Source organism: Thiosocius teredinicola (assembly GCF_002009425.1).
Taxonomy (GTDB): Bacteria; Pseudomonadota; Gammaproteobacteria; order Chromatiales; family Chromatiaceae; genus Thiosocius; species Thiosocius teredinicola.
Window position 1 is genome coordinate 1,398,206 of sequence record NZ_CP019936.1, and the last position, 25,694, is coordinate 1,423,899.

General features: G+C 59.4%; 23 protein-coding genes and 1 tRNA gene. 20 read left to right on the forward strand and 4 right to left on the reverse strand.

Annotated features, from left to right (window positions below; genetic code table 11):
• Positions 1-10 precede the first annotated feature (10 nt).
• The 10 genes from B1781_RS06850 (at position 11) to B1781_RS06895 (ending at position 9,363) form a co-directional block, all read left to right on the forward strand.
• Positions 11-1,078, forward strand: a complete 1,068-nt coding sequence (locus tag B1781_RS06850) for a protein-glutamate methylesterase/protein-glutamine glutaminase (protein WP_078118946.1) — start codon at positions 11-13, stop codon at positions 1,076-1,078.
• A gap of 4 nt (positions 1,079-1,082) precedes the next feature.
• On the forward strand, positions 1,083-1,823 hold the full coding sequence (locus B1781_RS06855) for a flagellar motor protein (RefSeq protein WP_078118947.1): 741 nt from the start codon (positions 1,083-1,085) through the stop codon (positions 1,821-1,823).
• An 8-nt stretch (positions 1,824-1,831) separates the two neighbouring features.
• Positions 1,832-2,755 (forward strand): flagellar motor protein MotD, encoded by a 924-nt coding sequence (motD, locus tag B1781_RS06860; protein WP_078118948.1) that lies wholly within the window; start codon positions 1,832-1,834, stop codon positions 2,753-2,755.
• Entirely contained in the window at positions 2,752-3,546 is a 795-nt protein-coding gene (locus tag B1781_RS06865; protein ID WP_078118949.1) for a ParA family protein, read from the forward strand. Before motD ends, B1781_RS06865 begins: the two co-directional genes overlap by 4 nt.
• A complete protein-coding gene (locus tag B1781_RS06870; RefSeq protein WP_078118950.1) occupies positions 3,546-4,223 on the forward strand; it encodes a chemotaxis protein CheW in 678 nt (225 codons plus the stop codon). Before B1781_RS06865 ends, B1781_RS06870 begins: the two co-directional genes overlap by 1 nt.
• 73 nt (positions 4,224-4,296) lie before the next feature.
• A complete protein-coding gene (locus B1781_RS06875; protein ID WP_078118951.1) occupies positions 4,297-4,779 on the forward strand; it encodes a chemotaxis protein CheW in 483 nt (160 codons plus the stop codon).
• Between the two features lie 163 nt (positions 4,780-4,942).
• Complete coding sequence (locus tag B1781_RS06880) at positions 4,943-5,365, forward strand: DUF2802 domain-containing protein (protein WP_164513287.1); 423 nt, start codon at positions 4,943-4,945, stop codon at positions 5,363-5,365.
• A gap of 156 nt (positions 5,366-5,521) precedes the next feature.
• Complete coding sequence (locus tag B1781_RS06885; RefSeq protein ID WP_078118953.1) at positions 5,522-6,280, forward strand: DUF4197 domain-containing protein; 759 nt, start codon at positions 5,522-5,524, stop codon at positions 6,278-6,280.
• A 46-nt stretch (positions 6,281-6,326) separates the two neighbouring features.
• A complete protein-coding gene (locus tag B1781_RS06890) occupies positions 6,327-7,151 on the forward strand; it encodes a mechanosensitive ion channel family protein (protein WP_078118954.1) in 825 nt (274 codons plus the stop codon).
• 85 nt (positions 7,152-7,236) lie between these two features.
• Entirely contained in the window at positions 7,237-9,363 is a 2,127-nt protein-coding gene (locus B1781_RS06895) for an AsmA family protein (RefSeq protein ID WP_078118955.1), read from the forward strand.
• A gap of 52 nt (positions 9,364-9,415) precedes the next feature.
• Here B1781_RS06895 and B1781_RS06900 read toward each other — a convergent pair whose 3' ends face one another.
• A complete protein-coding gene (locus B1781_RS06900; RefSeq protein WP_078118956.1) occupies positions 9,416-10,255 on the reverse strand; it encodes a class I SAM-dependent methyltransferase in 840 nt (279 codons plus the stop codon).
• A 164-nt stretch (positions 10,256-10,419) separates the two neighbouring features.
• On the opposite strand from B1781_RS06900, the gene B1781_RS06905 reads away from it, so the two are divergent.
• From B1781_RS06905 to B1781_RS06950, 10 genes are all read left to right on the forward strand, one after another.
• Complete coding sequence (locus tag B1781_RS06905; RefSeq protein ID WP_078118957.1) at positions 10,420-10,890, forward strand: aminoacyl-tRNA deacylase; 471 nt, start codon at positions 10,420-10,422, stop codon at positions 10,888-10,890.
• A gap of 109 nt (positions 10,891-10,999) precedes the next feature.
• Positions 11,000-11,090: transfer RNA gene (locus B1781_RS06910), tRNA-Ser, on the forward strand.
• Between the two features lie 601 nt (positions 11,091-11,691).
• Positions 11,692-13,014, forward strand: coding sequence for an HAD-IB family phosphatase (locus B1781_RS06915; RefSeq protein ID WP_078118958.1), 1,323 nt, complete (start codon positions 11,692-11,694; stop codon positions 13,012-13,014).
• Positions 13,015-13,105: 91 nt separating this feature from the next.
• Positions 13,106-14,080: a fatty acid desaturase family protein gene (locus B1781_RS06920; RefSeq protein ID WP_164513288.1), complete on the forward strand. Its 975-nt coding sequence runs from the start codon at positions 13,106-13,108 to the stop codon at positions 14,078-14,080.
• Between the two features lie 10 nt (positions 14,081-14,090).
• Complete coding sequence (locus B1781_RS06925) at positions 14,091-14,339, forward strand: acyl carrier protein (RefSeq protein ID WP_164513289.1); 249 nt, start codon at positions 14,091-14,093, stop codon at positions 14,337-14,339.
• Positions 14,340-14,344: 5 nt separating this feature from the next.
• Positions 14,345-15,571: a beta-ketoacyl-[acyl-carrier-protein] synthase family protein gene (locus B1781_RS06930; RefSeq protein WP_334223901.1), complete on the forward strand. Its 1,227-nt coding sequence runs from the start codon at positions 14,345-14,347 to the stop codon at positions 15,569-15,571.
• Positions 15,572-15,813: 242 nt separating this feature from the next.
• A complete protein-coding gene (locus B1781_RS06935) occupies positions 15,814-19,218 on the forward strand; it encodes a chemotaxis protein CheB (RefSeq protein WP_078118962.1) in 3,405 nt (1,134 codons plus the stop codon).
• Between the two features lie 280 nt (positions 19,219-19,498).
• The gene (locus B1781_RS06940; RefSeq protein WP_078118963.1) at positions 19,499-19,687 is read left to right on the forward strand and encodes a hypothetical protein; all 189 of its coding nucleotides are present in this window, start codon (positions 19,499-19,501) and stop codon (positions 19,685-19,687) included.
• A gap of 50 nt (positions 19,688-19,737) precedes the next feature.
• The gene (locus B1781_RS06945; RefSeq protein WP_078118964.1) at positions 19,738-20,709 is read left to right on the forward strand and encodes an ABC transporter substrate-binding protein; all 972 of its coding nucleotides are present in this window, start codon (positions 19,738-19,740) and stop codon (positions 20,707-20,709) included.
• Complete coding sequence (locus B1781_RS06950; protein ID WP_164513290.1) at positions 20,706-23,210, forward strand: bifunctional diguanylate cyclase/phosphodiesterase; 2,505 nt, start codon at positions 20,706-20,708, stop codon at positions 23,208-23,210. Before B1781_RS06945 ends, B1781_RS06950 begins: the two co-directional genes overlap by 4 nt.
• A gap of 91 nt (positions 23,211-23,301) precedes the next feature.
• On the opposite strand, the gene B1781_RS06955 is transcribed toward B1781_RS06950, so the two are convergent.
• From B1781_RS06955 to B1781_RS06965, 3 genes are all read right to left on the reverse strand, one after another.
• Positions 23,302-24,006 (reverse strand): class I SAM-dependent methyltransferase, encoded by a 705-nt coding sequence (locus tag B1781_RS06955; RefSeq protein WP_078118966.1) that lies wholly within the window; start codon positions 24,004-24,006, stop codon positions 23,302-23,304.
• 321 nt (positions 24,007-24,327) lie between these two features.
• Positions 24,328-24,855 (reverse strand): DUF2380 domain-containing protein, encoded by a 528-nt coding sequence (locus B1781_RS06960; protein WP_164513291.1) that lies wholly within the window; start codon positions 24,853-24,855, stop codon positions 24,328-24,330.
• Between the two features lie 41 nt (positions 24,856-24,896).
• Positions 24,897-25,694 (reverse strand): ABC transporter ATP-binding protein, encoded by a 798-nt coding sequence (locus B1781_RS06965; protein WP_078118968.1) that lies wholly within the window; start codon positions 25,692-25,694, stop codon positions 24,897-24,899.

Below are 25,694 nucleotides of genomic sequence, written 5' to 3' on the forward strand. Positions count from 1 at the left end.
TGGATAACACATGGTGGGAAAAGTCCGGGTACTCGTCGTCGATGATTCGTCTTTCTTCCGCAAACGAATCAAGCAGGAGCTGGAACGGCACGGCGATATCGTCGTCGTCGGCGAAGCCAGCAATGGGCGCGAAGCCGTCGAGATGGCCTCGCGTCTGCACCCCGATCTGATCACTATGGATGTCGCGATGCCGTTGATGGACGGCATTGCCGCCGTGCGCGAGATCATGCGCACGCACCCAACCAATATCATCATGTTCTCTGCACTGACCCGCGACGGCGCCAAGTCGACGTTGGAGGCGCTGGAAGCCGGCGCCGTCGACTTTCTTGCCAAGCAGGGCGGTATCGGTGTCGGCAACGGCAATGCCAGCAGCACCCTGGCCGAGCGCGTTATCAGCATCGCACGCAGCAACCGGTCGCGGCACCACATGGCGGTCGCCACCAACGTTGCACCGGTTCCGACGCGCCCGCTGCCCGCCGCGCCGCCGCCGAGAAACGTCGAGCGCCGACGTGCCGCTGTTCGCCTGGTGGTGATCGGCGCATCGACCGGCGGTCCGGTTGCGATTCAGCAGGTGCTCAACGAGCTGCCTGCCAATTATCCCTATCCGGTGCTGGTCGCCGTGCACATGCCCGCGGAGTTTTCGGCAACCTTTGCCGAGCGTCTCGATCACGTCTGCCGCATCGGCATTGCGCAGGCATCAAACGGCGATGAGTTGTCGCCCGGCCGCGTGCTGATCGCGCCCGGTGGCATGCAGACCACCGTCGATGCGCAAGGCGGACGCCTGCGCGTTCGCGTCTCGCCGGGTGGTGAACATCTCTACAAGCCGAGTGTCGACATCATGTTCGATTCGGCGGCGCGCGCATTGAACAAAGGTGTGCAGGCTGTGGTGTTGACCGGTATGGGTTCCGACGGCACCGAAGGTGCGCGAGCCCTGAAGGGGGCCGGCGCCACGGTATGGAGCCAGGACCAGGCGACATCGGTGGTGTACGGCATGCCTTATTCCGTCGCCAAGGCCGGTTTGACCGACCGCGTGCTGCCACTCGAGCAGATTGGCAGCGCTTTGGCAGGGTTGGCGTAGCACGATGGATATCCTGAGTTTCATCGGCGTCGTCATTGCCTTTGCCGCGATCCTCGGCGGCAACTGGCTGGAGGGCGGTCACATCGACACGCTCGCCAATGGCCCGGCGATGATCATCGTGCTCGGCGGCACCATAGGTGCCGTGCTGTTACAGACCCCGATGCAGGTGTTTCTGCGCAGCATGCGCATGATGGGCACGGTGTTTATGCCGCCCAAACACGGCCTGCCGGAAACGATCGAGAAACTCGTCGAGTGGAGCAAGATCGCGCGCAAGGATGGCCTGCTCGGGCTGGAGGCGGCCGTCGAGTTCGAGAGCGACGTGTTCATTCGCAAGGGTATGCAACTGGTGGTCGACGGCAACGAGCCGGACGACATCCGGCGCACCCTCGAGGTGGAGCTGGACAGTCGTGAACGTTTCGACCTGGCGGCCTGCAAGGTGCTTGAGGCGATGGGCGGTTATTCGCCGACCATCGGCATCATCGGCGCCGTCATGGGCCTGATCCACGTAATGCAGAATCTCAGCGATCCCTCCAAGCTCGGCAGCGGTATCGCCACCGCGTTCGTCGCGACCATCTACGGGGTCGGCCTGGCCAACCTCTTCATGTTGCCGATGGCGGCCAAGATGAAGGCCTATGTGCAGCAACAGAGCCACTATCGCGAGCTGGTCATCGAGGGCCTGGCTGCGATCTCCGAAGGTGAGAACCCACGTCAGATCGAGACCCGCCTGCAGGGTTTCCTGCGTTGAGGTAACGCATGGCGCGGCGGCGACAACACCATGAAGAACACGAGAACCACGAACGTTGGTTGGTTTCGTATGCCGATTTCATCACCTTGCTGTTTGCGTTTTTCGTCGTGATGTACTCGATTTCGTCAGTCAACGAAGGCAAGTATCGCGTGTTGTCCGAGACCTTGAGTTCGGTGTTCAAGGTCGAACCGCGCAGCAACGATCCGATCCAGATCGGTGAGCGCCCGCGTTCGATGAACGCAATGCCGGTAGGGCCGCTCGCGCCGAAGCAGATGGACGCCAACAACGCCGGCGAGATCGGCGGCAAAGGCAATGGCGAGGAACAGGCGGCGGCTGCGACCGAGGGCGAAGGCAAGGGCAAAGACGCCGACCCGAGCGAGGGCAACAGTGTTCTCGACGAACGTTTCAAGGAAGACGGCACTGCCATGCGTATCGCCGATGAACTGCAGATCTCACTGCAGGAATACATCGACAACGATCTGCTGCGGATCACGCGCGAAGGCGAACGTATCGAGATCGAGATGAAGGAGAAGATGCTGTTTCCATCCGGTGAGGCGCGCCTGTCGCGCGATGCCTTGCGCGCGTTGCGCGAAATGGCCAAGACCCTGGCGCGCATCCCGAGCAAGTTGCAGGTGGAAGGGCACACCGACAACGTACCGATTGCGACCTCGGCGTTTCCGTCCAACTGGGAATTGTCGGCCGCACGCGCAGCGAGCGTCGTGCATTTCATGGCGCGCAGCGGCGTCGATCCACTGCGCATGTCGGCCGTCGGCATGGGCGAGCACCGACCGATCGCCGACAATGCGAACGACAAAGGCCGCGCTGCGAACCGCCGCGTGACCGTGGTCGTACTCGCCGATCCCAACGACAATGCACCGGCCAGCGGCGACGATGTGCCGTGGGCCGAAGGGCCGGCGGTGAACCTGCAATGAAGGTCTGGTCGATCGCCAATCAGAAAGGTGGTGTGGGCAAGACCACCACGACCGTGGCGTTGGGCGGCCTGCTGGCGGCCTGGGGATTCCGCACCCTGATGATCGATATCGATCCGCACGGTTCGCTGACCAGCTATTTCGGTCACGACCCGGATTCGCTCACGCGCAGCAGCTACAGCCTGTTCGAGGCGGTCGCCGAGAAACGTACAGTCGATCCGTTCTCGCTCGTTGTGGACACGCAGACCGAAGGGCTCAGCCTGATTCCGGCCGCCGTCGCACTGGCAACGCTGGATCGCCAGTCGGGCCGACTCGAAGGCATGGGATTGGTGCTGACGCGCGCCGTCGCCCAGCTTCGCGAGCGTTTCGATTACATCCTCATCGATTGTCCGCCGGTATTGGGCGTGCTGGTGATCAATGCCTTGGCGGCCTGCGAGCGCCTGGTGGTGCCGGTGCAGACCGAGTTTCTCGCCCTCAAGGGCCTCGAACGTCTGCAGCACACGCTGAAGATGGTGACCAAGGCACGGCCGCAACCACTGGATGTGGTGGTGGTGCCGACCTTCTATGACAAGCGCACGCGCGCCTCGCACGACAGCCTCGCGGCGTTGCGCCGCGATCACGCCGAGTATCTGTGGAACGGCGTGATCCCGATCGACACCCGTTTCCGCGAGGCTAGCCGAGAGGGACTGCCGCCGGCCATATTCGATCCGCGCGCGCGCGGCGTACGCGCCTATGCCCGCTTGCTCGAAGAACTGGTGCAGGGCCAGGGCGGCGAAACACGCGAGGCGGTCTGATGACGTTGATGCGACCACCAGCGACGCCGACCGTCGAACAGGACGCCGCACTCAGCAACCTGCTCGAATCGCTGCTCGCGGAAGTGCCCCCGGCGAATGCGGACGTGCCCGCGCCGCCGGCAGCACAGCCGCGCGTGGCGCCTCCGGTCGTCGAAACACCGCCTGTCGATGCGCCGGCGCCGACACTAAACGAACCGACCGAACAGCCGCTAACCAAGGAAACGCAAGCTGAGCCACCGGCCGACAGTGAGATTCCGGCTTGGGTCGGTGGCGGGTTTCGCACGCTGCTGTTTCGCATCGGCGAGTTCCGGTTTGGCGTGCCGCTGGTGTTGATGCATAGCGTGTGCCCCTATCCGGACGACGTTACCCGGGTGCCGGGCCAGCCACATTGGCACCGCGGCGTGTTCCGCTATCGCGATGCGTCCACCGTGGTGGCCGATCTGGGCGGGGTGATCGGCGTTGCGGCCGCGGCGGATGATCCGAAGTACCTGCTGGTGCTCGGCGAGGGCCGCAAGGCGATCGCAATCGACGCGATCGTCGACACGCTGGTGCTGCACGCCGACCAGGTGCGTTGGCACAAGGCAGCGGGGCGCGAGTGGTTGTTGGGCCTGTTGCCGGACCAGATGTGCGGGCTGTTGGACGCCAACGCGCTGAGCAGCGGCATTAGGCACAGATAGTGCAGTAAATAAATTCAGGCGCTGCCCGAAGACGAACTTTTGACGTTCGGGCAACAATAACGGAGACGAAACGATGAGCAATACGGCGGTAGAGACCTCCTCCGGCGATGCAGTAATCCAGCTGGTGACCTTCCGGCTGAAAGACGAAACCTATGGCATCAACGTGATGCAGGTGCAGGAGGTGCTGCGGGTGACCGAGATCGCGCCGGTCCCGGGCGCGCCGAGCTATGTATTGGGCATCGTCAATCTGCGCGGCAACGTCGTCACCGTTATCGATACGCGTACCCGCTTCGGGCTGCCGACCACCGAGGTCGACGATTCGAGCCGGATCGTGATCATCGAATCCGAGCAGCAGGTCGTCGGTATCCTGGTGGACAGCGTCGCCGAGGTCGTCGAGCTGCGCCAGTCGGAGATCGATACCGCGCCGAACGTCGGCACCGAAGAGAGCTCGCGCTATATTCAGGGTGTGGCCAGCCGCGACAGCGACCTGTTGATCGTGGTTGACCTGAACAAGCTGCTGACCGAAGAAGAATGGTCTGAGATGTCGATGTTCTGATGTCGAATGGCCGATGAGATCAAACAGCCTGGGAATGTGCCACCGGTAGCACCGCCGAATCGATCGCGCAACGCCGGTACACGCAAAAAGCCGCCCAAGGCGCCGGATCGCTCAAGAAACGAACGAAGACGGCCGTCGAACGACGATGGCCGGCCCCATATCGATGAATATGCCTGACAACAACCTGGTCGTACTGATAGCGCTGGCGTTTGCCGCGTTCGCATTGCTGCTCGCGGTTGTTGCCTGGGTATCGGCGGTGCGTTCGTCGAAACGCCTGCAGCACAGTGAGGCGCGTGCCGCCGATCTGCAGACCCAGCTCGAACTGGTTCGCCAGAGCATCACCGGGCTCACCGCCGGCGCAGTCGGCATGGACCGTAAGCTGCAACAGCTTGCGGCACGCGAGCGGGTGCTCTCCGAGCGCCAGGAAACCTACGAGAACCAGCAGGTCGATGACCAACCCTACAGCCATGCGATTCGGCTGGTGCAGCAGGGGGCATCGGTGTCGCGTCTGGTAGAAGAACTCGAACTCAGCGAAAGCGAAGCCGAACTGATCGTGCGCCTGCACGGTCACCGCGATTCGGCCTGATCCCAACGCTCAACCTTTCGAACCGCGGCGCGCCCCCGGCGTCGCACGCTGCTTCTTGTGCATCGATAAGACCGCTTTGCGGCAAGTCACTTGGTTTGCGGCGCAGAAACATGTTAACAATGCAGGTTACTCCTCTTTCTCTCGGAGCGCCCTGCAATGAAACGGACAAGAATGGCGACGGTATGTGTGCTGGCGGGTCTTCTGGCTGCCGCAACCGCACACGCGGGTCTGGATGATCTCTTCAAATCGGCCGAGGGTCTGCTCAAAGAGGGCAGCTCGAGCGGCAGCACTTCGTCGCTGAGCAATTCGAAGATCAGCGACGGCCTGAAAGAGGCCTTGGGCGTTGGTGCCGAGCGGGCAATCGAGATACTCGGCAAGCAAGGCGGCTTCCTCAACGACAAGAGCGTGCGCATACCGCTGCCCGGTGTGCTCGGTAAGGCGGCCAAGGCGTTGCGCGCAGCAGGCCAAGGCAAATACGTCGACGATTTCGAAACCACCGTCAACCGTGCCGCCGAGCAGGCGATTCCGAAGACGCTCGATATCGTGAAAGAAACGGTCAGTAACATGACCCTCGATGACGTACGCGGCATCCTCAACGGACCGGACGATGCGGCTACGCAGTTCCTGCGCAAGCGGGCAGGTGGTTCGCTGCACGAAGCGGTATTGCCGATCGTCTCCGAAGCTACCGACAACGCAGGTGCAACGTCGGCCTACAAGTCGATGAAATCGCAGGCCGACGGCATGCTCGGTGGCCTCGGCGGATTGGTCGACACCGGTTCGCTCGATCTCGACAACTATGTGACCGACAAGGCGCTGGATGGGTTGTTTCTCAAGTTGGCGATCGAAGAAAAGAAGATTCGTGAGAATCCGGTGGCACGCACGACCGAGTTGCTGAAGGAAGTTTTCGGCAACTAACGGCGTTGCGGCGGTCGGACGATATTGAGATGCAGGGGAGAGATTGATGGAAAACGCTGAGCAGATTCTTGCGCAGGTTCAGGAATTGCTGGCCGTTTACGGACTGAAGATTCTCGCGGCACTCGCGATCCTGTTGATTGGTCGGATCGCGGCGAAGTGGATCAAGTCGATCGTCGAACGCACGATGACGCGCGGCAAGACCGATCCGATGATCATCGGTTTTGTCGGCAGCATCGTGTTTGTCGGCGTGATGGTGTTCGTGGTGTTGGCGGCTTTGAGCCAGCTCGGCATCCAGACGACCAGTTTCATCGCGGTGCTGGGTGCCGCCGGCCTGGCGATCGGCCTGGCGTTGCAAGGGTCGCTGTCGAACTTTGCGGCCGGTTTTCTGCTGATCATCTTCCGCCCGTTCAAAGTGGGCGATTTCATCGAAGGTGGCGGCACCTCGGGCATCGTCGAGAATATTCAGATCTTTACCACGACGTTACGCACCGGTGACAACAAGACGGTGATCGTGCCGAATGCCAAGCTGCTCGACGACAACATCGTCAACTACTCGACCAAACCGACGCGACGCGTCGATCTCACCGTCGGCGTTGCCTACGATGCGGATCTCGCTGAGGTCAAAAAGATCCTTGCCGATATCGCCGCCAAGGACGGCAGGGTCAAGGCCGATCCGGCGCCATTGATCGCGGTATCCGAGCTCGCCGATAACAGTGTGAACCTGGTGATGCGGATGTGGGCGGATACCTCCGACTATTGGGGTGTGTACTTCGATACGACCGAGGCGGTGAAACTCAGGCTGGACGAAGCCGGTATCGGTATCCCGTATCCGCAGCGCGATGTACATCTGTACGAACACAAGGTTGCGTAAAAAATTTGAACTGACGCCGCGATATTCGATTGTGGCGATGTCTAAGAACGCGGACCGGAGAGTCCGCCGACCAGAGGGTTAAGGTATGCGTTCCCTGCTCAAGGTGTTATTCGGGCTGATCCTGGTGATCGTCGTGCTGGCCGTCGGTGTGGTTGTTTATCTGACGACCGTGTTCGATCCGAACGAGCATAAACCGCGGATCGTTGAACAGGCCAAGAAGGAACTCGGGCGCGATATCGCGATCGAGCAGGACCTAAGCGTGACCTACTCTCCGTGGCTGGGCCTGCGAACCGGCGGGGTGAGAGTCGGCAACGCCGCGGGTTTCAAGGCCAAGAACATGGCCGAGATCGATGAACTCGACATCCGCGTGAAGCTTTGGCCGCTGCTGAGCCAGCGTGTCGAAGTCGATACCCTGGTACTCAAGGGCCTGCGCCTGAACCTCGAAAAAGACGCGCAAGGCAAAACGAACTGGGCGGACCTGACGGAAAAAGCCGCGGCCGATGCCGAACAAAAGCCGGCTGAAAAAGAGCAGCCCTCAGACGGGGGTTCCGCCGTGCAGTTCAGCGTGCAGGGTATCCAGATCGAACAGGGCCGGGTCTCCTGGGACGACCGCCAGGCCGGCAAGCAGTATGTGCTCGACGGTGTTCGCCTGGTGACCGGTGCACTCGAACCGGGCGCGTCGGTGCCGGTAGAGGCCGGGGTGCTGTTCACCAGCAACGCGCCGGCGATGAAGCTCGATGCCTCGCTGGAGGTAACGCTGTCGAGCGATGACGACCTCGCGGTGTTCAAGGCCGATGGCCTGACGCTGCTACTGGACGCCGAGGGCGAAGGGCTGCCGTCGGGTGGCGCCAAGTTGTCGCTGAAGGCGAACATGGTGGCCGACACCCGGGCCGACACGCTGTCGCTCGATCAACTCGAGATCACCGGGCCGGCGATGAAGGCGACCGGCAATGTTGCGGTCAGCGGCATGAAGACCAACCCCCAGGCCAAGGGCAAGCTCAAGATTGCCGAAACCAATCTGAAGACGTTGGCATCGATGTTCGCGACCCCGATCGAGACGACCGATCCAAACGCAATGACCAAGGCCGGTGGCGAACTGAGCTTCGACTACGCCAACGGCGCGGTCAAACTCGATCCCTTCAAGATCACGCTCGATGATTCCGAACTCGACGGCTTCGTACACGTGTTGAAGACCGACGGGCCGGTCGTCAGGACCAAGATGACGTTGAATGAAATCGACCTGGATCGCTACATGCCACCGGCAGCAGCCGGCAGCCAAGCGGGTGCGGCAAAGTCGGACGGCGATGCGGCGAAGAATGGTGGCAAGACGGCGTCGGCCGATCCCTTTGGCGGTTTGCGCACGCTGGATTTCGAGGGTGACTTCAAGATCGGCAAGCTCAAGGTCAACAATGCGCGCATGAGCAATGTGACGGCCAAAGTGGTATCGAAAGGCGGCGTGCTCAAGGTCGATCCGATGGCGGCGGATCTCTACCAGGGAAAGTTCAACGGTAGCACCACGTTCGACGCCCGCGGGAAGCAACCGAAGCTGGCGCTGAACAATTCACTGACCGGCATCCAGGTTGGCCCGCTGCTGAAAGATGTTGCCGGCGAGGATCGCTTGACGGGTAACGGTGAACTGCACGCGAACGTCAGCATGGTCGGGCTCAGTGAGGCTGATATAAAACGCAGCTTGAACGGCACGTCGCGCTTTGCCTTCACCGATGGCGCGCTGAAAGGCGTCAATATCGCCGAAACCGTGCGCAAGGCGAGCGCCGCGCTCGGGATCGAGAGCAAATCGATGGAAACCGGCACGCCGGGTCAGACCGATTTCTCGGAGCTCAGCGGTTCACTGCAGATGACAAACGGTATCGTGCGCAACGACGACCTGCAGGCCAAGTCACCGCTGTTGCGCATCGAGGGCAAGGGCAAGGTGGATCTGCCGAACAACTCGATCGACTACCTCGTGATCACCGAGTTGGTGAAATCGTTGGCGGGGCAGGGTGGCAAGAGCCGTGACGAGCTGTCGGGTGTGCCGATACCGGTGCGCGTGACCGGTCCGCTGGACAACCCGAGCTACCGTCCTGATCTGCAGGCGGCAATCAACGCCAAGGCGAAGGCCAAGATCGACGAGAAGAAGGAAGAACTCAAGCAGAAGGCCGAAGAGAAGGTGAAGGAAAAACTCGACGATGCCCTGAAAGGGTTGTTCCGCTAGCCTCGCAAGGCATCGCGAGAAGAGAAAAAGCGCGGCAAACACCGCGCTTTTTTTATTTTTCGGCGGTCAGATAGGCGATCCAGCCGGCATCGGCGTCGGCGCGTTTTGCGGGCTTGAAATCGCCGTCGGGCTCGCCGTCCTTGTCCCAGCCCTGCCAATACACGGTCACCCGGCTAAAGCCGCACTCTTCGAGCAGTTCGCGCACCTCGGGCAGCGACCACAGGCGCCACTCGTAGCTGAACGCCTTGTTCATCTCCGAACCGTCGGGGAAGGCGAACGAGATCGTGCAGTGCAGTTCGTGGTCTATCGGGTTGAACGAAGTTTGTTCCCAGATGTAGGTGAAGCCATCGCCGTCGTCGTCGATTTCGCGCTCTTCGACGATCTCTTTGTGGCTGTCGTAGCCGCCGTAACAATCGAGGAAGAAGATGCCATCGTCCTGCAATGACGAATGCACGCTCTTAAAGTATTGCTTGAGGTTCTGCCGTTCCTTCAGCAGCCAATAGCTGAAGTTCATCGCCGAGATGATATCGGGCTTGGCCGTCTTGACGTTCAAGACGTTTTTTTCAAGCAGCGTGATACGTTGGCGCTGCTTTTTCGTGAGTTTCGACAGGTTGTTCTTACGTCCCCAGTCGAGCACTTCGGGATCGAGGTCGACACCGATGGCCTCGCGTTTGTCGCCGCGCTTCACCCATTCGCAGCAGACGTTGGCCGTGCCGCAGAAGTCTTCGCGCAGCAGCTTGGCGCGCCGTTTTTTCAGCTTGCGGAAGGTCTCGTCGACAAAATCGATCTCGGCCTCGGCGCACTGCACAGAGAGTTCATAGAGATGGTGGCGGTCGGCGGTGGAGGCAATGGAAGGGGTAGATTTGCTACGGCGTTTGCCTTTCTTCTTCATCCTGCTGTCGGGTTCCGTTGTTGCTCAGAACTGTGACTATACTTCAAATCTAGCGGTCTGCCCCGCGAGGCTTCGTTTTCGCGGCAGGGTTGGTCTCCCTGTAATCGGGCAGCTCGCGGGCGGGGTGAAATACCCGGGTGAAAATTTGTTGGGAGGAATTCGTGATGGGTGTTGCAACGACACTCCGGGAGTATCTGGAGAGCCGTGGCATTGCTTACGAAATCGTCGAGCATCCACATACCGACTCTGCCATGCGTGCCGCCGAAGCGGCGCATGTGCCGGGTGATCAAGTGGCCAAGCCAGTTCTACTTGGCGACGACCACAGTTATCTTCTCGCCGTGATACCGGCAACCCACCGACTGGAACTGGATCGCCTGAACCAGATGATGGCGCGCAATCTCGAAATGCTGCCCGAGGACGAAATCGAGGCGACATTTTCGGATTGCGAGCGAGGCGCGATTCCGGCGTTGGGCGAACCCTACGGTGTCGACGTGCTGATCGACCCGGCGCTGATCCATCAAGCGGACGTGTATTTCGAATCGGGCGACCATGAGCACCTGATTCATCTGCACGGCGAGGTGTTCCGCAACCTGATGGAACACGTCCCCCGGGCACACGTCAGCCATCACCTCTGAACCGACGCGGCGAGGGCGCCGACGTTGCGCCCGACGCCGGTCTGGTTTAATCTTGCGCGCCTTGTTTTCATGGCGCGGCGCTTCTCTGCACCCCGCCTGAACAGTTCCAGGAGAGGTGTCTGAGTGGTCGAAAGAGCACGCCTGGAAAGTGTGTGTACGTTAATAGCGTACCGAGGGTTCGAATCCCTCCCTCTCCGCCAATAAAGCAAAAGGCCCCCGCGTGGGGCCTTTTGCTTTATTCGACTACGAGCGATCGATTCGGACCCTCGGAATCAAAATGGTGGTTCGACAGCCATCACGTAGTGATGGCGCAGACGCCGGCTGTGCCGGCGCCCCGAAGGGGTGAGCTGCGTAGCAGCGAATCAATCCCTCCCTCTCCGCCAATAAAACAAAAGGCCCCCTCAAGGGGGCCTTTTTTCGTTTGTGGCTCCGAGCGAGTCATTCGAAGCCTCGGCGTCAGAAAGGCGGCTCGATAGCCGGCGTCGTGCTGGAGTCACGATCAGGGCATTCATGGATTCGAGAGGCGGCTTGCCCCGATGACTTGCCGATGTCGAGTTCGCTTCTTTAGGATATCGACTTGTAAAGAATCGTTCGGCCCATTCGCAGAAGTGAATCGGGTCGACAGGCGCCGCCCTGCTTGGGCGGACGCGGCGGAGCCGAGCGACGGCAAACGTGTTCTTACCCTTGTCCGATCCCTCGGTGTTCGATCGTATCCCGGTCATATCAATGTCGTGAGATTGGATGGACCTTGTGCAATACCCGGTCGAGAGGTCCCGACCGAAATGAATTGACGACCAGATAATGAACTCACCGTACCCACGCGCCGAAGCCAGACGATCGAAACTGGCGTGCTTCGACTTCGACGGTACGCTGACGTCGAGCAACATCATTCATCAGATCATCGTTATCAAATTCGCCTATTACGCGGGCCTCAAGCGTTACCTGTGGCTCTTTGGGTTCGTGTTGTCGTTGCCGGTGTACTTCTATTGGTATAAGCGCGACGCGGTGGAGTTCAACCGGCGTATCTACCGACAGTTTCGTGGGCTGGAACGGCGCAGGCTCGAGCAGATCGTCGACGAGCGGGTGGTACCGTTTGTTCTCCTGAAGGTGTTTGCCGACGCGCACCTGCGCATCGCTGACTACCGGCAGCGCGGCTATGAACTGATGGTCATTTCGGCGTCCTGGCATGTGGTCGTGTCGGCTGTCGCTGCTCGCCTGGGTATTCGCCATTGTCAGGCAACCACGCTCGAAGAAGTCGACGGCGTGTTGACCGGTGAGATCGTCCGGCTGGTGGATGGCGAGGAAAAGTCACTCGCTCTGACGCAGTTCTGTCGAGACTATGGCGACCGTCCTGGGCATATCGAGGTCTTCGGCAACTCCTCGTGGGACATACCGATGCTCGAGCAGGCAGGGCGCGCCCACGTCGTGAACCCCGGTCGGGCGTTGACTGCCTGGGCAAACGCAAACGATGCCGAGTCGCATCGCTGGAAGCATCCCAGGCTGCACTGGTCGGTATTCGTGTTCTATCCGCTGGCGTACCTGATCGTTTCGCGCTGCGAGGGTTTGGAAGAGATTCCGAAGACAGGCGGCGCCCTGATCATCGCCAATCACACCAGCTATTTGGACCATTTCGTGCTCTACAGCCTGGTGGCCAGGCACGTACGCAGGCAGGCCAAGTTTGTCGCCAAGGTCGAGCATTTCAAGAATCCGATGGTGAGTCGAATCATCACCTCTCTCGGTGCTTTCCCGATCGATCGGCAGCGCGGTGGGCGAACCGCATTGTCGAGAACGGTGGAGATGGTCAACCGGGGTGAACTGGTGGTGATCTATCCGGAAGGCACGCGCAGTCGGGACGGAGAATTGAAGGCCTTCAAAGCGGGGATCGTTTTCGTGCAGGACAAGACGGGTTGTCCGATTGTGCCCGCGGCGATCCATGGCGCCTACGCGATGTGGCCCGCCCGAAATCGCATTCCCCGGCCGGGCCGCATTCACGTGAAATTCGGCAGCAAAATCGACCAGTGGGATCCGTCCGATCTGGCCAGCCTGTCGCCGCTGGGTGTCCAGAAGAAGAAACTCGACACTCTGCATGCGAAGGTGCAGGCATTGTTCAATGCCATACAGTAGCGCCCTTGGACCGTGTCTGAAACGGTGTTGTCAATTATCGCTGTTTGATACTTAATGAGGCGGTAATGCTCCGCATGCCGATGAGATGGTTATGGCAGATCAAAACCTGCTGAAGGAAACACGCGTCTACGCGAAAGAAGATCGACGCAAGAGCTGGCGCTTCGTCGTCACAACGATGGCGCTGTTGGTGGCGAGCATGGTGCTGGCGGTCGTCGTCGACAACGCCGTCGCCAGACTGTTGCTGTCGATACTCATCGGTCTGTTGATGGTGCGAGCATTCATTCTGTTTCACGATTTCTACCATCACGCGATCCTGCGGGATTCGCCCATAGCGAAAGGTTTGTTCTGGACCTATGGCATGCTGACCCTGAGTCCGCCGAGCATTTGGAAGGAGACACACAACTTCCATCACGCGCATACCTCGGTCATCGAGTTCTCGAACATCGGCTCGTTTCGCATCATGACGGTCGAGGAGTGGCGGCGTTCCTCACCTCTGAGCCGCTGGCTTTATCGAGCGCAACGACACCCCTTGACGATCGTGTTCGGGTATTTCACGGTATTTCTGTACGGCATGTGCATACAGGGCTTTTTGCGCAAGCCACGCAAGAACTGGGAAGGGTTGTTGGCGGTCGCGATCGCGGTATTGATCTTCGCCGGCTTCCTTCTCGCTGATGCCTTGGCGCTGTACTTTTTTGTATGGCTGCTACCTTCGATGATCGGTGCGGCGCTCGGCGCTTACCTGTTCTACGCGCAGCACAACTTTCCCGGTATGGAACTCAAAGAGCGCAATGACTGGACGTATACCTACGCGGCATTGCATTCAACGTCATTTATCGACATGCCGAAGATCATGCATTGGTTCACCGGCAATATCGGGTATCACCACATACACCACATCAATCACCGGGTACCGTTCTACCGTCTCCCGGAAGCCATGCAGGGGATTCCTGCACTGCAGGTGCCGCATGTCACCACGCTGAATCCCAAAGAGGTGTGGCGATGCCTGAAATTGATGTTGTGGGATAGCCAGGCAAACCGAATGATTACAACAGAAGAAATCGCGTGAGGAAGTATTGGTGAGTGAATCTACAGAACAAAAAGTAATCGAGCTGGTCGCAAAGCATTCGGAAACCGATGTTGCGCAGATCTCTGCCGACACCAACCTGACGGATACCGGTATTGAGTCCGTCGGTGTCGCCGAGTTGATCTTCGATCTGGAGGAATACTTCGATATCACGATTGAAGATACCGACGATATTCAGAACCGTTTCAACCTCGGGACCATCGCCGACATCGTCAAACTGATTGAGAAACTGCGGGCCTGAACACGGTGGATCAACGTATCGTTGTTACCGGTTTCGGTGCGATTTCCGCATTGGGCAACAATCGCGAAGCATTTGCTCACAACCTGTTCGCGGGATTCGATGGCGTCGATGAAATCAGCCGCTTCGACCCGGAGTCGGTGCAATGCCGCCGGGCGGCCGAGGTTCGCGGCTTCGTTCCGGCCGAACATATCAACGAGAAGGACTTGTCGTTCTACGACCCTTTCTCCCAGTTTGCCGTGGTCGCAGCGCGCGAAGCGGTCGCCCATGCCGGCATCACAATCGATACCGAGCTTGCCGAACGGTGCGTCGTGTTGTTCGGTACCGGTGTCGGTGGGCAACAAACACAGGAAGACGGCTATCGTCGACTGCTCATAGAAGGCGCGAAACGCCTGCATCCGTTTACCGTACCGAAGCTCATACCCAGCTCGGCGGCGAGCCTGATCAGCATGGACCTGGGCGTTACCGGGCCGACCTTGGGGATCACCAGTGCCTGTTCGTCGTCGGGGCATGCTATCGCTCAGGGCATGCTGATGCTGCGCAGTGGCATGGCTGACGTCGTGATCGCGGGTGGTGCAGAAGCCCCGGTGGTGTACGGCTGCGTGAAGGCCTGGGAGAGCATGCGGGTGTTGGCCAAGGATTGTTGCCGGCCGTTCTCGGCCAATCGTGGCGGTACGATTCTGGGTGAAGGTGCAGCGGCCCTGATACTTGAAACCCTGGACCACGCGCAGGCTAGGGGTGCTGATATTCACGCCGAGATCGTAGGCTTCGGCATGAGTTCAGATGCGCACCATATCGTGCAGCCGACGGTCGATGGCCCGGCACGTGCGATGTCGAATGCTGTGCAATCGGCGGGCATCGATATTCAACAGATCGACTACCTCAACGCGCACGGCAGTGGTACCGGGCAGAACGATCCGATTGAGACGAAGGCGATCCGTAAGGTATTCGGCGAGCATGCGGACAGGCTTGGTGTATCGTCGACGAAATCGATGCACGGCCATACGCTCGGTGCCGCCAGTGCGCTGGAGGCTGTCGCCACAATCCTCGCGTTACGCAAACAGCGCATGCCGCCGACGATCAATTACCTTGGGGCTGACCCGGATTGTGATCTTGACTATGTGACCAACGAGGCGCGCGACAAGCCAATGCGCTACGCGATGTCGAACTCGTTTGCCTTCGGTGGATTGAACGTATCGCTTGTATTAGGGCCGGTACACGATGCTGATGTCTGAACGGGTCTCGATCGCCTGATCACGGCTATTATCCGCCAACCGGCAAAAGGTCGGTTGAACGTCCCATCAACTTGCTACGCCCGCGGCTTCAGCGTTTGGCGCTCTCGTGTGAGGGCGCATGCCTTCAAATCGACCAAGCGACATGTCTAAGACGGTCGAAAATTAACACATGATATCGAACGTGCTTTCCGAAGAGTGGACGATTTCGGCCAATCCAACTTTCTCGGAAGTCAACGTTACCCATGACCCACGTCGATCGATTCCCGATCGTCGGTATCGGTGCGTCGGCCGGTGGTCTCGAAGCACTTGGAGACATGCTGTGCCAAGCGTCCGATGCCGATCCGATGGCCTATGTCATCGTGCAGCACCTGGACCCGAACCATCAAAGCCTGATGGCGGAGTTGCTCGGGCGCAAAACGCATGTTCCGGTCAAGCAGGTCGACAGTGGCGAGCCGGTTGAACCGGGTTGCGTTTATGTTATTCCACCCGGCAAGAACCTGGGCATCGAGAACGATCGCCTGGTGCTCCGCGATTTTGCTCAGCCGCGCGGTCTGCGCCGACCAATAGACGACTTCTTCGTCAGCCTCGCTGAACACCATGGCGCTGACGCTGCGTGCGTCATCCTGTCAGGAACCGGGGCGGACGGCACGATCGGTCTGCGCAGCATCAAGGAACATGGCGGTGTCGGTCTGGTGCAGGCGCCGGAGACCGCCGGTTACGACGGTATGCCTTCGTCTGCGGTGGCCACCGGCCTGGTCGATTTCATCTGCGACGCGCCGGATATCATTTCCACCCTCAAACGCTATTTCGAACGCCGCGACGACCCGGACGGCACGGGTCAGGCTACCTCGGTTGCGGGGTGCATCGGCGAACTGTGCAAGAGCCTGTCGGCTACGACCGGGCATGATTTCGCTGGCTACAAGAAAACCACCGTGTCACGGCGGATCGAGCGCCGAATGCAGATTCTGAATATCGGCGACGCCGGCGAGTATGTTGAACGCGTCAGGTCGGATGCCAATGAAGTCGACCTGTTGTTTCGAGACTTGTTGATCAACGTCACCCGCTTTTTCCGCGATCCCGAATACTTCGACGTGCTCGATCAGACGGTGATCCGTCCGTTGGTAGAGGAAGCGGACGACGAGGTTCGTATCTGGGTGCCAGGCTGTTCAAGTGGCGAAGAGGCTTACTCCATTGCCATGTTGGTTGCCAACGCGCTCGACAGTCTGTCGTGCGACGCCAAGGTCCATATATTCGCCACCGACATCGACAGCGCCATGCTGGCGGTGGCGCGCGAAGGTCGCTATCCGCCGGCAAGCTTCGCCGACATCCCGGAAAAGATGAGATCGAGATACACCATCGGTGACAGCACCGGTTTTCGAATCGTCCCGCGAATTCGCGACATGATCCGGTTTTCCGAACACAGCTTGGTCAAGGACGCACCGTTCTCGCGGATAGACCTGATTTCGTGCCGCAATCTGCTCATCTACTTCGAGACCAAGCTGCAGCAGGTGGTGTTACCGCTGTTTCACTATGCCCTGAATGCCGGTGGTTACCTGTTTCTCGGGTCGTCCGAAAGCGTAGGCCGGTTCGACGACTTGTTCGACCCGCTGGATCGAAGAGCACGCATCTTCACCCGACGCGACGGCAATACCAAGTACCTGACCTACTTGCCGCTGAATAGCACCGCCAGTCGTCACCGGTCGTCACGCATGCCGGCCGGTACGAAAGCTGCGTCGCCGGCTGCGTGGGAAGAAAGCATAGCGACGCGGCGTGTGCTTGATTCCTATGCGCCTGCATCGATGGTGGTTGGCGCGGACGGAGAGATACTGGTTACCAATGGCCAGCTGGGGAAGTTTTTCGAGTTTCGTGCCGGGCGGTTTGCTTCGCAGCTGGCACCGGCCTTGGCGCGAGCTGGGCTGCGGGAAGTGTTGTCGCCTCTGCTTCAACAAGCCTCGCAATCGCGTAAGCGAATGATTGCGCGCGACGTCGAAGTACGCGCCGAGTTCGGTGTGCAGCAGGTCGATGTGGTTGTCGACCCCTTGCCCGATGACACGATGCTGCTGATCTTCAAGTCGGTTGCGCCGTTCAAGGCTTTCTCGCAAGACGATTTCATCGATTTTCAACCGGGCGGCAGTCAGGTCGAGTTACTGGAAGACGAACTACGGCTCACGCGCTACCGCCTGCGCGGCACCGTGGAAGAGCTTGAAACGGCAAACGAAGAGCTCAAGAGTTCCAACGAAGAAATGATGTCGATGAACGAAGAGCTGCAATCCACCAACGAGGAACTCAGTACAGTCAACGATGAATTGAAGGACAAGGTTGATCAGCTGACTGTGGCCAATGCCGATTTGCGCAACTTCTTCGAAGCGACCCAGATGGCCGTGGTTGTCCTCGATCGTGACCTGAGGATCAGAAGCTTTACCGATTCGGCGCTGTCTGTGTTTTCGATAACCCCTGCGGATAAAGGCCGCAGGATTACGCATGTGTCGAGTGTTCTCAGTGATGTCGACTACCTCAAAGACATCAAGAAGGTCGTGGCCGGCGGTGATATTGCAGTCCGCAATGTCTCCACCAGTGACGGCAGCAAAACCTGGGTGATGAGGATCGCACCTTACCGTACCAGCGATGGCTGTGTAGAGGGGGCAACGATGACCTTGAACGATGTGACTGCCGATCTGGCTATCCAATCCGAGCTCGACACGCAGAGCAGGCGCCTGCAACTTGCGTTGTCGGTTGCGGGCATCGGGGTATGGGAATATCTCGTGGAGTCCGGCGAGACCAAGCTGGACGAGAACGAACGCCTGTTGCTCGGTGTCGGCCCCACCGAATCGATCGACGTGGACGCGATCATCGCCAGGATCCATCCCGAAGACCGACCAGCCGTCGAGTCGAGCCTGCGTCGGGCGATCTCGGGCGAGACCGACTATCAAGCCATGTTCCGCGTCAAAGGCCTGTCAGGCGAGTTGCGTTATCTGCGCGGCCTGGGGAGCCTGGTGGAAGGCGAAGTGCCGAAGCGGCTGGTCGGCGTCAACTTCGATGTCACGGCGGAACAATTGCTGAAGCAGGCGCGCGAGACCATGCTGAGCGAGCTCAACCATCGCGTTAAAAATCTTTTCGCAGTCATAAACGGTTTGGTCGCTATCGCATCTCAACATACCGACAGCGTGGATGAACTGGTGAGTGACGTCCGGGAAAGGATCGGCGCATTGGGGCGTGCCCATTCGCTTACCCAGGTTACCGAAGACAACGGCCCGGTGTTCCTGAAAAGTCTGGTCGAGACTTCGCTCAGCCCCTACCTGGGTCACCACACCATCACGCTGAGAGGTGACGACGTCTTGATTGGGTACCAACAAATCACCTCGCTCGCGCTGATTTTTCACGAGTGGGCGACCAATGCGACCAAACATGGCGCGCTGCGTAATGGGAGCGGGCAACTCGACGTCGACTGGCGGCTCAATGAAGAAGACTCATTTCGACTGCGTTGGACCGAATCCGTGCCGCCCAAGAACGGCTCCTCGGTACGCAAAACCGGCTTTGGGTCCAAGCTCATTGAACTGTCGGTACAACAACTGCGGGGATCGCTGGACATCGAAACCACGGGAAGCCGCAGACAAATGGAGTTGACCGTACCGTTGGGTAGCCAGTAGCCGGCATCGTTGGCGTGCCGCCGAGCCATCAATGTCGGCTCTCGCCATTCGTCGCGCGCCCGTCGCCGGGTCGTTTGTGCATCTTTGGTCGTGGTGCGAGATCATGCCGGGTAGCGTGGTCGCCATCGCTCGCCTGTCGCCAAGCGCGAGGGCGAACGCATTCCCGCGACGTCGGGCGTCGTGATCACTTCTGCCTGTCTGCCGCGTGGGGCGTCTCTATCCGATGGGTTCGAGGGACGCATTCATCGATTGATCCGAAGCTTTCGAGGGCGTCGTATAGATGACCTTATATCTGACGTTCTACGCGCGGCACGCGCAACTGATCGCTCGTTTTGCTTGGCGCGACAAAATCGTTCTGCTGAATGACGCCGGCAGCGGCGACCGTCATTGCCTCGACGGTAATTTCCTTAAGCTATCGATAAGAATGTTCACTCAAAAAATGTCGCTGCAAGCCGACAGCATGGTGTAGGCGGTAAATCCGTCGGCAATCGCCATTTCCGTTCACCAGGAGACTGCTGCATGACAAACGGCACGGCCGGATGGCGCGTCCTGTGCGCAGCGACAATCGCGGTGTTTTTCGCAGGCGGGCCCGCTTACGCGGCGTCTCCCACGATCAAGATATTGACGCTCGATTGGACCAGTCAGATCGTCGTGTCGCACATTGCCGGCGAACTCCTGTCTGCACAGAAGTATTCCGTCTCCTACCTCAGCGAAGCAGCCGACAGTCAATGGTTTCTGCTCAGCAGCGGGCAGGCTGACCTTCAGATCGAGGTCTGGGAAGGCAGCATGGCCAAAGAGATGTCTGACCTCACCCGGCGCGGCTTGATTGTCGATGCCGGTGACCACGAGGCGGTGACGCGCGAAGAGTGGTGGTACCCAGCTTACGTGAAAGCCCAGTGCCCCGGCCTGCCGGACTGGCGAGCGCTGCGTGAGTGTGCGCCGCTGTTCGCGACTGCCGGCGGCACGCGCGGCACCTATTACAGCGGGCCGTGGGAGAAGCCGGACCGTGCACGTATCCGCGCCCTGGGTCTCCCGTTCGATGTCGTGCAGCTGAAGGATGGCGACGAACTGAGAAGCGTGCTGGAAGAGGCGGTTGCACAACAGCGCCCGATCGTGTTGTTCAACTGGACACCGAACTGGGTCGAATCGATATACGAAGGTGAGTTTGTCGAGTTCCCCGTTTACGCGCAGGCTTGCGAAACTGAGCCTGAGTGGGGGATCAACGAGCAACTCACCTGGGACTGCGGCAATCCGAAAGACGGTTGGCTGAAGAAGGCGGTTTCGCGCCGCTTTCCGACCATCTGGCCTTGCGCGTATGCACTGATACAACGCATCAGCCTGTCCAATGCCGATATCTCGCAAGCGGCCGCGTTGGTCGATGTGCGCGGTTTCAGCCATCAGGATGCGGCCAGGCACTGGTTGGCCGAAAACGAACCCAAATGGCGTGCTTGGTTGCAGGACGCGGGATGCGTCGCAGAAGGCAGCGGGTGAGCGATAGCGTGAAGGCTCCGGAGCAACCACCGGCAAACAAAGAATCGGGCAGCGGCTGGCAATGGCTGGTATCGCGGAGGTTCGCCTTCACCAGTCTCAACGTGCGCTTGTTGCGCAGAATCTTGGTGGTGAGCGCACTGCTTACCGTGATAGCGACCGGCGTAGAGTTGTATGCCGACTACCGAAAAGACATCGAACGCCTCGACGATCGCATAGCCAGTATCAAGAGCAGCCACTTGCCGGCGCTGGCGCTGAGTGTCTGGCAGGTCGATCCACAGTTGATAGAGACTCAACTGCAGAGCATTCGGTCGCTACCCGACGTTCACGCGGTCGAACTCAAGACCGCTTATGGCGGCTTTTATCGGGCTGGCGCGGAACAGCCGGCGCAGGATCCGCGCAGCTACGACGTCGCACTCATCTTCGAGCGCGGGCGCCGGATAGCCCTTGGTTCGCTGCGGGTCAGCGTAGACCTCGGATCGATCAACGATCGCACCATGCGTCGTTTGTTGGTGATGCTGGCCGCCGAAGGTGTTCGCATCTTCTTCGTCTCGTTCGGTATCTTGCTGATCGTGCAATTCACCGTGTCCAGGCACCTCGGCGACATTGCCGCCTATCTGCGTCATTTCAGAACCGACAGCCTCGATGAGCCGTTGTCGCTGAAACGCGGCAGGCAAAAAACCCGGGATGAACTCGATGTATTCGTCGCAGCCTTCAACGGCATGCGTGAAAACCTCAGGGCCGAGATTGAGCAGTTGGAGGACGTCAAGAAGAGCCTGCAGGTCAGCGAAGAAACTCACAGGCTGGCTCTCGACGCTGCGCATGATGGGCTTTGGGACTGGGATATCAAGGAGGGCACGGTCACCTACAGTCCCGCGTGGTGCAGGATTCTCGGAGAGCAGGAGGTCGCGCCCGAATACGAAACCTGGGCGTCGCGTATCCATCCGGACGACCGCGACGCCACATTGGCGAGTCTGCAGGAACACCTCGCAGGGCGCTCGGATACATGGGGCGCCGAACACAGGCTGAAGACCCACGACGGCAGCTGGATCTGGGTGCTTGGCCGGGGGCGCGTGGTGGCACTCGATGCAGACGGCAAGCCCAAGCGTATGGTCGGGACGATGTCCGACATCTCGCAAACCAAGGAGAAGGAAGAGATCGTTTGGCACCAGGCTAACTACGACGCGCTGACAGAACTGCCGAACCGCACCTTGTTCCACGAACTCCTCAACCGCGAGATCAGTTTTTCGGTGCGCGCGGAGAAGATGATCTGGGTGTTGTTTCTCGACCTTGATGGGTTCAAGGAGGTGAACGACGTCTTGGGTCACCAGAGCGGTGATCTGCTGCTGACCAAGGTGGCCAATAGACTGATCGACACGGTCCGGCAGTGCGACGTCGTGGCCCGATTGGGTGGCGACGAGTTTGTCGTGATGTTGGCCGGCAAGCTCTCCAGCGCGGACGTCGACCGTATCGCAGGCAAGCTCATCGAGGTGGTGAGCAAGCCCTACGATCTCGCCGGTCAGGAGGTTTTTATTACCACCAGCATCGGTATTGCCAGTTATCCGAATGACGCCAGCAACGCCGGAGACCTGATCAAATTCGCCGACCAATCGATGTACGAGGCCAAGAAGCAGGGAAAGAATCAGTTCCACTATTTCACGCCTGCCCTCGAGGTGGCGTCTGCGTTGCGCTTGCAGATGTCGTCCGATCTGCGCAAGGCGATCAGTGCCAACGAGTTCGAGCTCTACTACCAGCCCGTCATCGATCTTGCCAGCGAAAGAGCCTGCAAGGCGGAGGCATTGCTGCGCTGGAACCACCCTGAGAAAGGCGAGATCAGTCCTGCCGGGTTCGTTCCGATCGCCGAAGAAACCGGTGTGATTATCGAGATCGGTGACTGGGTATTCGAAAATGCACTGCAACAAATGGCGCAATGGTCGAAAGAGCTGTGCCGGGATTTTCAACTGAGCATCAACGTCTCGCCACTGCAACTTAAGTCGCGTGCGCAGTCGCAGAGCGATTGGCTGTCACTGTTGGCGCAATACGGCATTTCCGGAAGTGCCGTGGTGATCGAAATCACCGAAGGGATGCTCGTTGAGCAAGAGCCGGAAGTGGCCGACAAACTGGCGCGCTGCCGTCAAGCCGGGGTGCAGATTGCGATCGACGATTTCGGTACCGGTTATTCGTCGTTGGCGTACTTGAAGAAGCTCGACATCGATTTTCTCAAGATCGACAGGTCGTTCACTCGCAATCTTGGCACTTGCCGTACCGATGAATCATTGGTCGAAGCGATGATCGTCATGGCGCACAAGTTGGGCATCACGGTGATTGCCGAAGGTGTGGAAACCGAATTGCAGAAGGACCTTCTCAAGAAGATGCAATGCGACTATGCGCAGGGCCACTACTTTGCGCGCCCGATGCCGGCCGACGACTTTGAGCGTTATGTCGCGAGCGTAGGGAGTGCCGAGATGGCCATCAACCGTCGGCGTAGGGATGCCGGCGATTGACTTCCATAGTGCCGAAACCGTTAAAGAGGTGTGCGGGAGAGCTGCGGTGCCTCGTCAATGCGAGATCAGACGGCGCCCAGCGCGAAGGCGTCTACCGCCACAGACCTTTGTTGTATAGATAGCTGCGCAAGGGTTTGTGCAACGATTGGGGGATAATGCGCTTCATGGCGCCTGACAAAGAGCGGTCGGCCCACTTCGTCTTCATGTTGTAAGGTTGGTGCTCCCAACCGTCACCCAGTGGATTGAATGCTTCCTGGCCGGTACGCTGGAAGAAAGCCGTGTTCTGCACCACCTCGAGGAGTTCATACATTCCGTCCTTCTTCATGAATTGAAACATGTTGTAGATCGTCGGGATGTGTATGTCATCGATGACGAAGATCGCGCCCTCATCGAGCAGCGGATAGATGAAGTAGTATTCGAGTTCCGCAAACGGGTAGGCATGTGGGCCGTCGATCAGGGCGAACTGCAGTTTTCCTTCAAACGCGTGCTTCGGAATCGTCTGTTGGGTCGGTCCTTCGATGAATTCGACATGTTCCTTGGCCAGCAGGTGGCATTGTCTGGTGGCCGTCAGGCTGCCGCCGCCGTCAATGGCGAACACTTTGTGATTGGCGCTGACCTGCGACAATAGCAGTGTCGACTTGCCGACCCCCGTTTCAACTGATCTTTCGATGTTTTTGTCTGCACAATGTTTTGCCATCGCCCGTAGTATCTTCGGTGACATCGAGCCAGCAGCGTGCCATTCGGGTGGAAGATCGATGATCTGGTCGACGATGTTTTCGAGGTCACTGGTGTTCATCGGCAGGCTGCTTCCATGTGTAGGGCGGCTTGATTGATCGGATAAAGATCGGCTAGCTCGCGTTTGAAGCGTTGTTGTTTCGACGCAGACGCTACCGCAAAGGCACTGTGTGGCTCAACATGGTTTGGTGTGCAAGCGTGGGAGACAGATCAACGAAAGTCGATTTAGCGGCGCGCGCTCAAGATCACGATGCTGTATTTGCAGGGTGCAAGTGCGGGTCTCGAAACACACGTGCACACGGGGCGAACGAGGCCGCGGTGCCGCAATGAGTCGTGCAGCGCGGCGTGCCAGGAGCCGTCCGAACGCTGAGAGAACCAGATGCTAGTGCTGTGGTGCGTGATTGAGGCGAACGGACAGTTTTTGTGCCAGGCGTTCTATTCCTTTTTGCGTAACGACATCCTGTTGACCCTTGATCTCAACGATCAGGTCTTCGGCCACCTCGGCCGTGTGCACATTGACCAGGCGTGCCATCAGGTACGAAAACAAGAAGCTGGGTTTGTGAACGCGTCCGACAACGATCCAATCGGCGCCATACTTCTTGCCCAGCCTGGCCGCTTCCCCGGGGTGCTCGAAAAGATAGCCGAAGCCGGCGTTTGCGCGATCTGCGTCGGATGCCTCTATGCGGACGATATCGACATCGGAAACCGCCGATACCTGCTGTTCGAGCATGCCGCTCAGCGTCGCTACGTATTGTTTCTCGGCGGGGCTTTCTTCGACCGGCGTGAGGTTGTACGACTCAAAGTCGACAATCGCGATGCCGGCCGCTGCCACTGCGAACGAGGGCAGCACGAAGAACAGCGAACACAGCAGCGCACACTGCGCCGTGTGCGATAAGAACCCGTTGGCCATTCTTGGCATAATCCACCTCTGAACGGTGTCACGCGGCGGCATCAGCGCCGCTTGCGAAATGGCAGCACACCGCTCTGATCCGCGAGGGGCGAGGGCGGCGAAGCGCCGGGCTGCCCCGATTTGGGATACAGGGCGTCGAACTGTTGTCTGATCACCGTGTAGCGCGCATCGACGGCGGCCTCGATCGAGCGTTGTTCACGTGGCAGGTCGACGATGACTTCACTGACAAGGTGTGCCGGCGACGGCGACAGAAACAGAATTCGATCGGCCAGCTGCACGGCTTCGCGCAGATCGTGGGTGACGAACAACACGCTGCTGCGATGCCGCGTCCAGACGCTCAACAAGAGTTCGCGCAGCAACTCCGCCGTCGGGTTGTCGAGCGAGACGAAGGGTTCGTCCATCAACAACAACTGGGGTTGGATGACAAAGGCGCGCGCCAGCGCGACGCGTCGTTGCATACCGATGGATATCTGGCCCGGGTGGTAGTCGGCATAGCCGGTCAAGCCCATGGCGTGCAGCAGGTCGTCTACCCGCCCTGCGGCTTCTTTGGAGCCGTCGGTGACCAACAGCACGTTGTCTCGAACCGTCGACCAAGGCAGCAGGCGCGGGTTCTGAAACATGTAACCCAGGCGACGTTCACGGGTGTCTGTCCATTCGATTCTGCCGTCGAAGGCGGTGTCGAGGCCGGCGATGAGGTGCAACAGCGTACTCTTGCCGCAGCCCGACGGACCGACGACCGCGACGAACTCCTCGCGCGCCATGCTGAACTGCAGGTCGGCAATGACCGGCTTGTCGGCGTTGCGGGCGAACGACTTTTGCTGAATATCGATTGTTAGCAT

Bases quoted from the DNA above. Each gene is read 5' to 3' on its own strand.
- B1781_RS06935 (WP_078118962.1), top strand. From the start codon at position 15,814: ATGACCCACGTCGATCGATTCCCGATCGTCGGTATCGGTGCGTCGGCC.
- motD (WP_078118948.1), top strand. From the start codon at position 1,832: ATGGCGCGGCGGCGACAACACCATGAAGAACACGAGAACCACGAACGT.
- B1781_RS06900 (WP_078118956.1), bottom strand. From the start codon at position 10,255: ATGAAGAAGAAAGGCAAACGCCGTAGCAAATCTACCCCTTCCATTGCC.
- B1781_RS06850 (WP_078118946.1), top strand. From the start codon at position 11: ATGGTGGGAAAAGTCCGGGTACTCGTCGTCGATGATTCGTCTTTCTTC.
- B1781_RS06880 (WP_164513287.1), top strand. From the start codon at position 4,943: ATGAATATGCCTGACAACAACCTGGTCGTACTGATAGCGCTGGCGTTT.
- B1781_RS06855 (WP_078118947.1), top strand. From the start codon at position 1,083: ATGGATATCCTGAGTTTCATCGGCGTCGTCATTGCCTTTGCCGCGATC.
- B1781_RS06920 (WP_164513288.1), top strand. From the start codon at position 13,106: ATGGCAGATCAAAACCTGCTGAAGGAAACACGCGTCTACGCGAAAGAA.
- B1781_RS06875 (WP_078118951.1), top strand. From the start codon at position 4,297: ATGAGCAATACGGCGGTAGAGACCTCCTCCGGCGATGCAGTAATCCAG.
- B1781_RS06890 (WP_078118954.1), top strand. From the start codon at position 6,327: ATGGAAAACGCTGAGCAGATTCTTGCGCAGGTTCAGGAATTGCTGGCC.
- B1781_RS06965 (WP_078118968.1), bottom strand. From the start codon at position 25,694: ATGCTAACAATCGATATTCAGCAAAAGTCGTTCGCCCGCAACGCCGAC.
- B1781_RS06865 (WP_078118949.1), top strand. From the start codon at position 2,752: ATGAAGGTCTGGTCGATCGCCAATCAGAAAGGTGGTGTGGGCAAGACC.
- B1781_RS06905 (WP_078118957.1), top strand. From the start codon at position 10,420: ATGGGTGTTGCAACGACACTCCGGGAGTATCTGGAGAGCCGTGGCATT.
- B1781_RS06915 (WP_078118958.1), top strand. From the start codon at position 11,692: ATGAACTCACCGTACCCACGCGCCGAAGCCAGACGATCGAAACTGGCG.
- B1781_RS06945 (WP_078118964.1), top strand. From the start codon at position 19,738: ATGACAAACGGCACGGCCGGATGGCGCGTCCTGTGCGCAGCGACAATC.
- B1781_RS06940 (WP_078118963.1), top strand. From the start codon at position 19,499: ATGACCTTATATCTGACGTTCTACGCGCGGCACGCGCAACTGATCGCT.
- B1781_RS06960 (WP_164513291.1), bottom strand. From the start codon at position 24,855: ATGGCCAACGGGTTCTTATCGCACACGGCGCAGTGTGCGCTGCTGTGT.
- B1781_RS06895 (WP_078118955.1), top strand. From the start codon at position 7,237: ATGCGTTCCCTGCTCAAGGTGTTATTCGGGCTGATCCTGGTGATCGTC.
- B1781_RS06955 (WP_078118966.1), bottom strand. From the start codon at position 24,006: ATGAACACCAGTGACCTCGAAAACATCGTCGACCAGATCATCGATCTT.
- B1781_RS06885 (WP_078118953.1), top strand. From the start codon at position 5,522: ATGAAACGGACAAGAATGGCGACGGTATGTGTGCTGGCGGGTCTTCTG.
- B1781_RS06870 (WP_078118950.1), top strand. From the start codon at position 3,546: ATGACGTTGATGCGACCACCAGCGACGCCGACCGTCGAACAGGACGCC.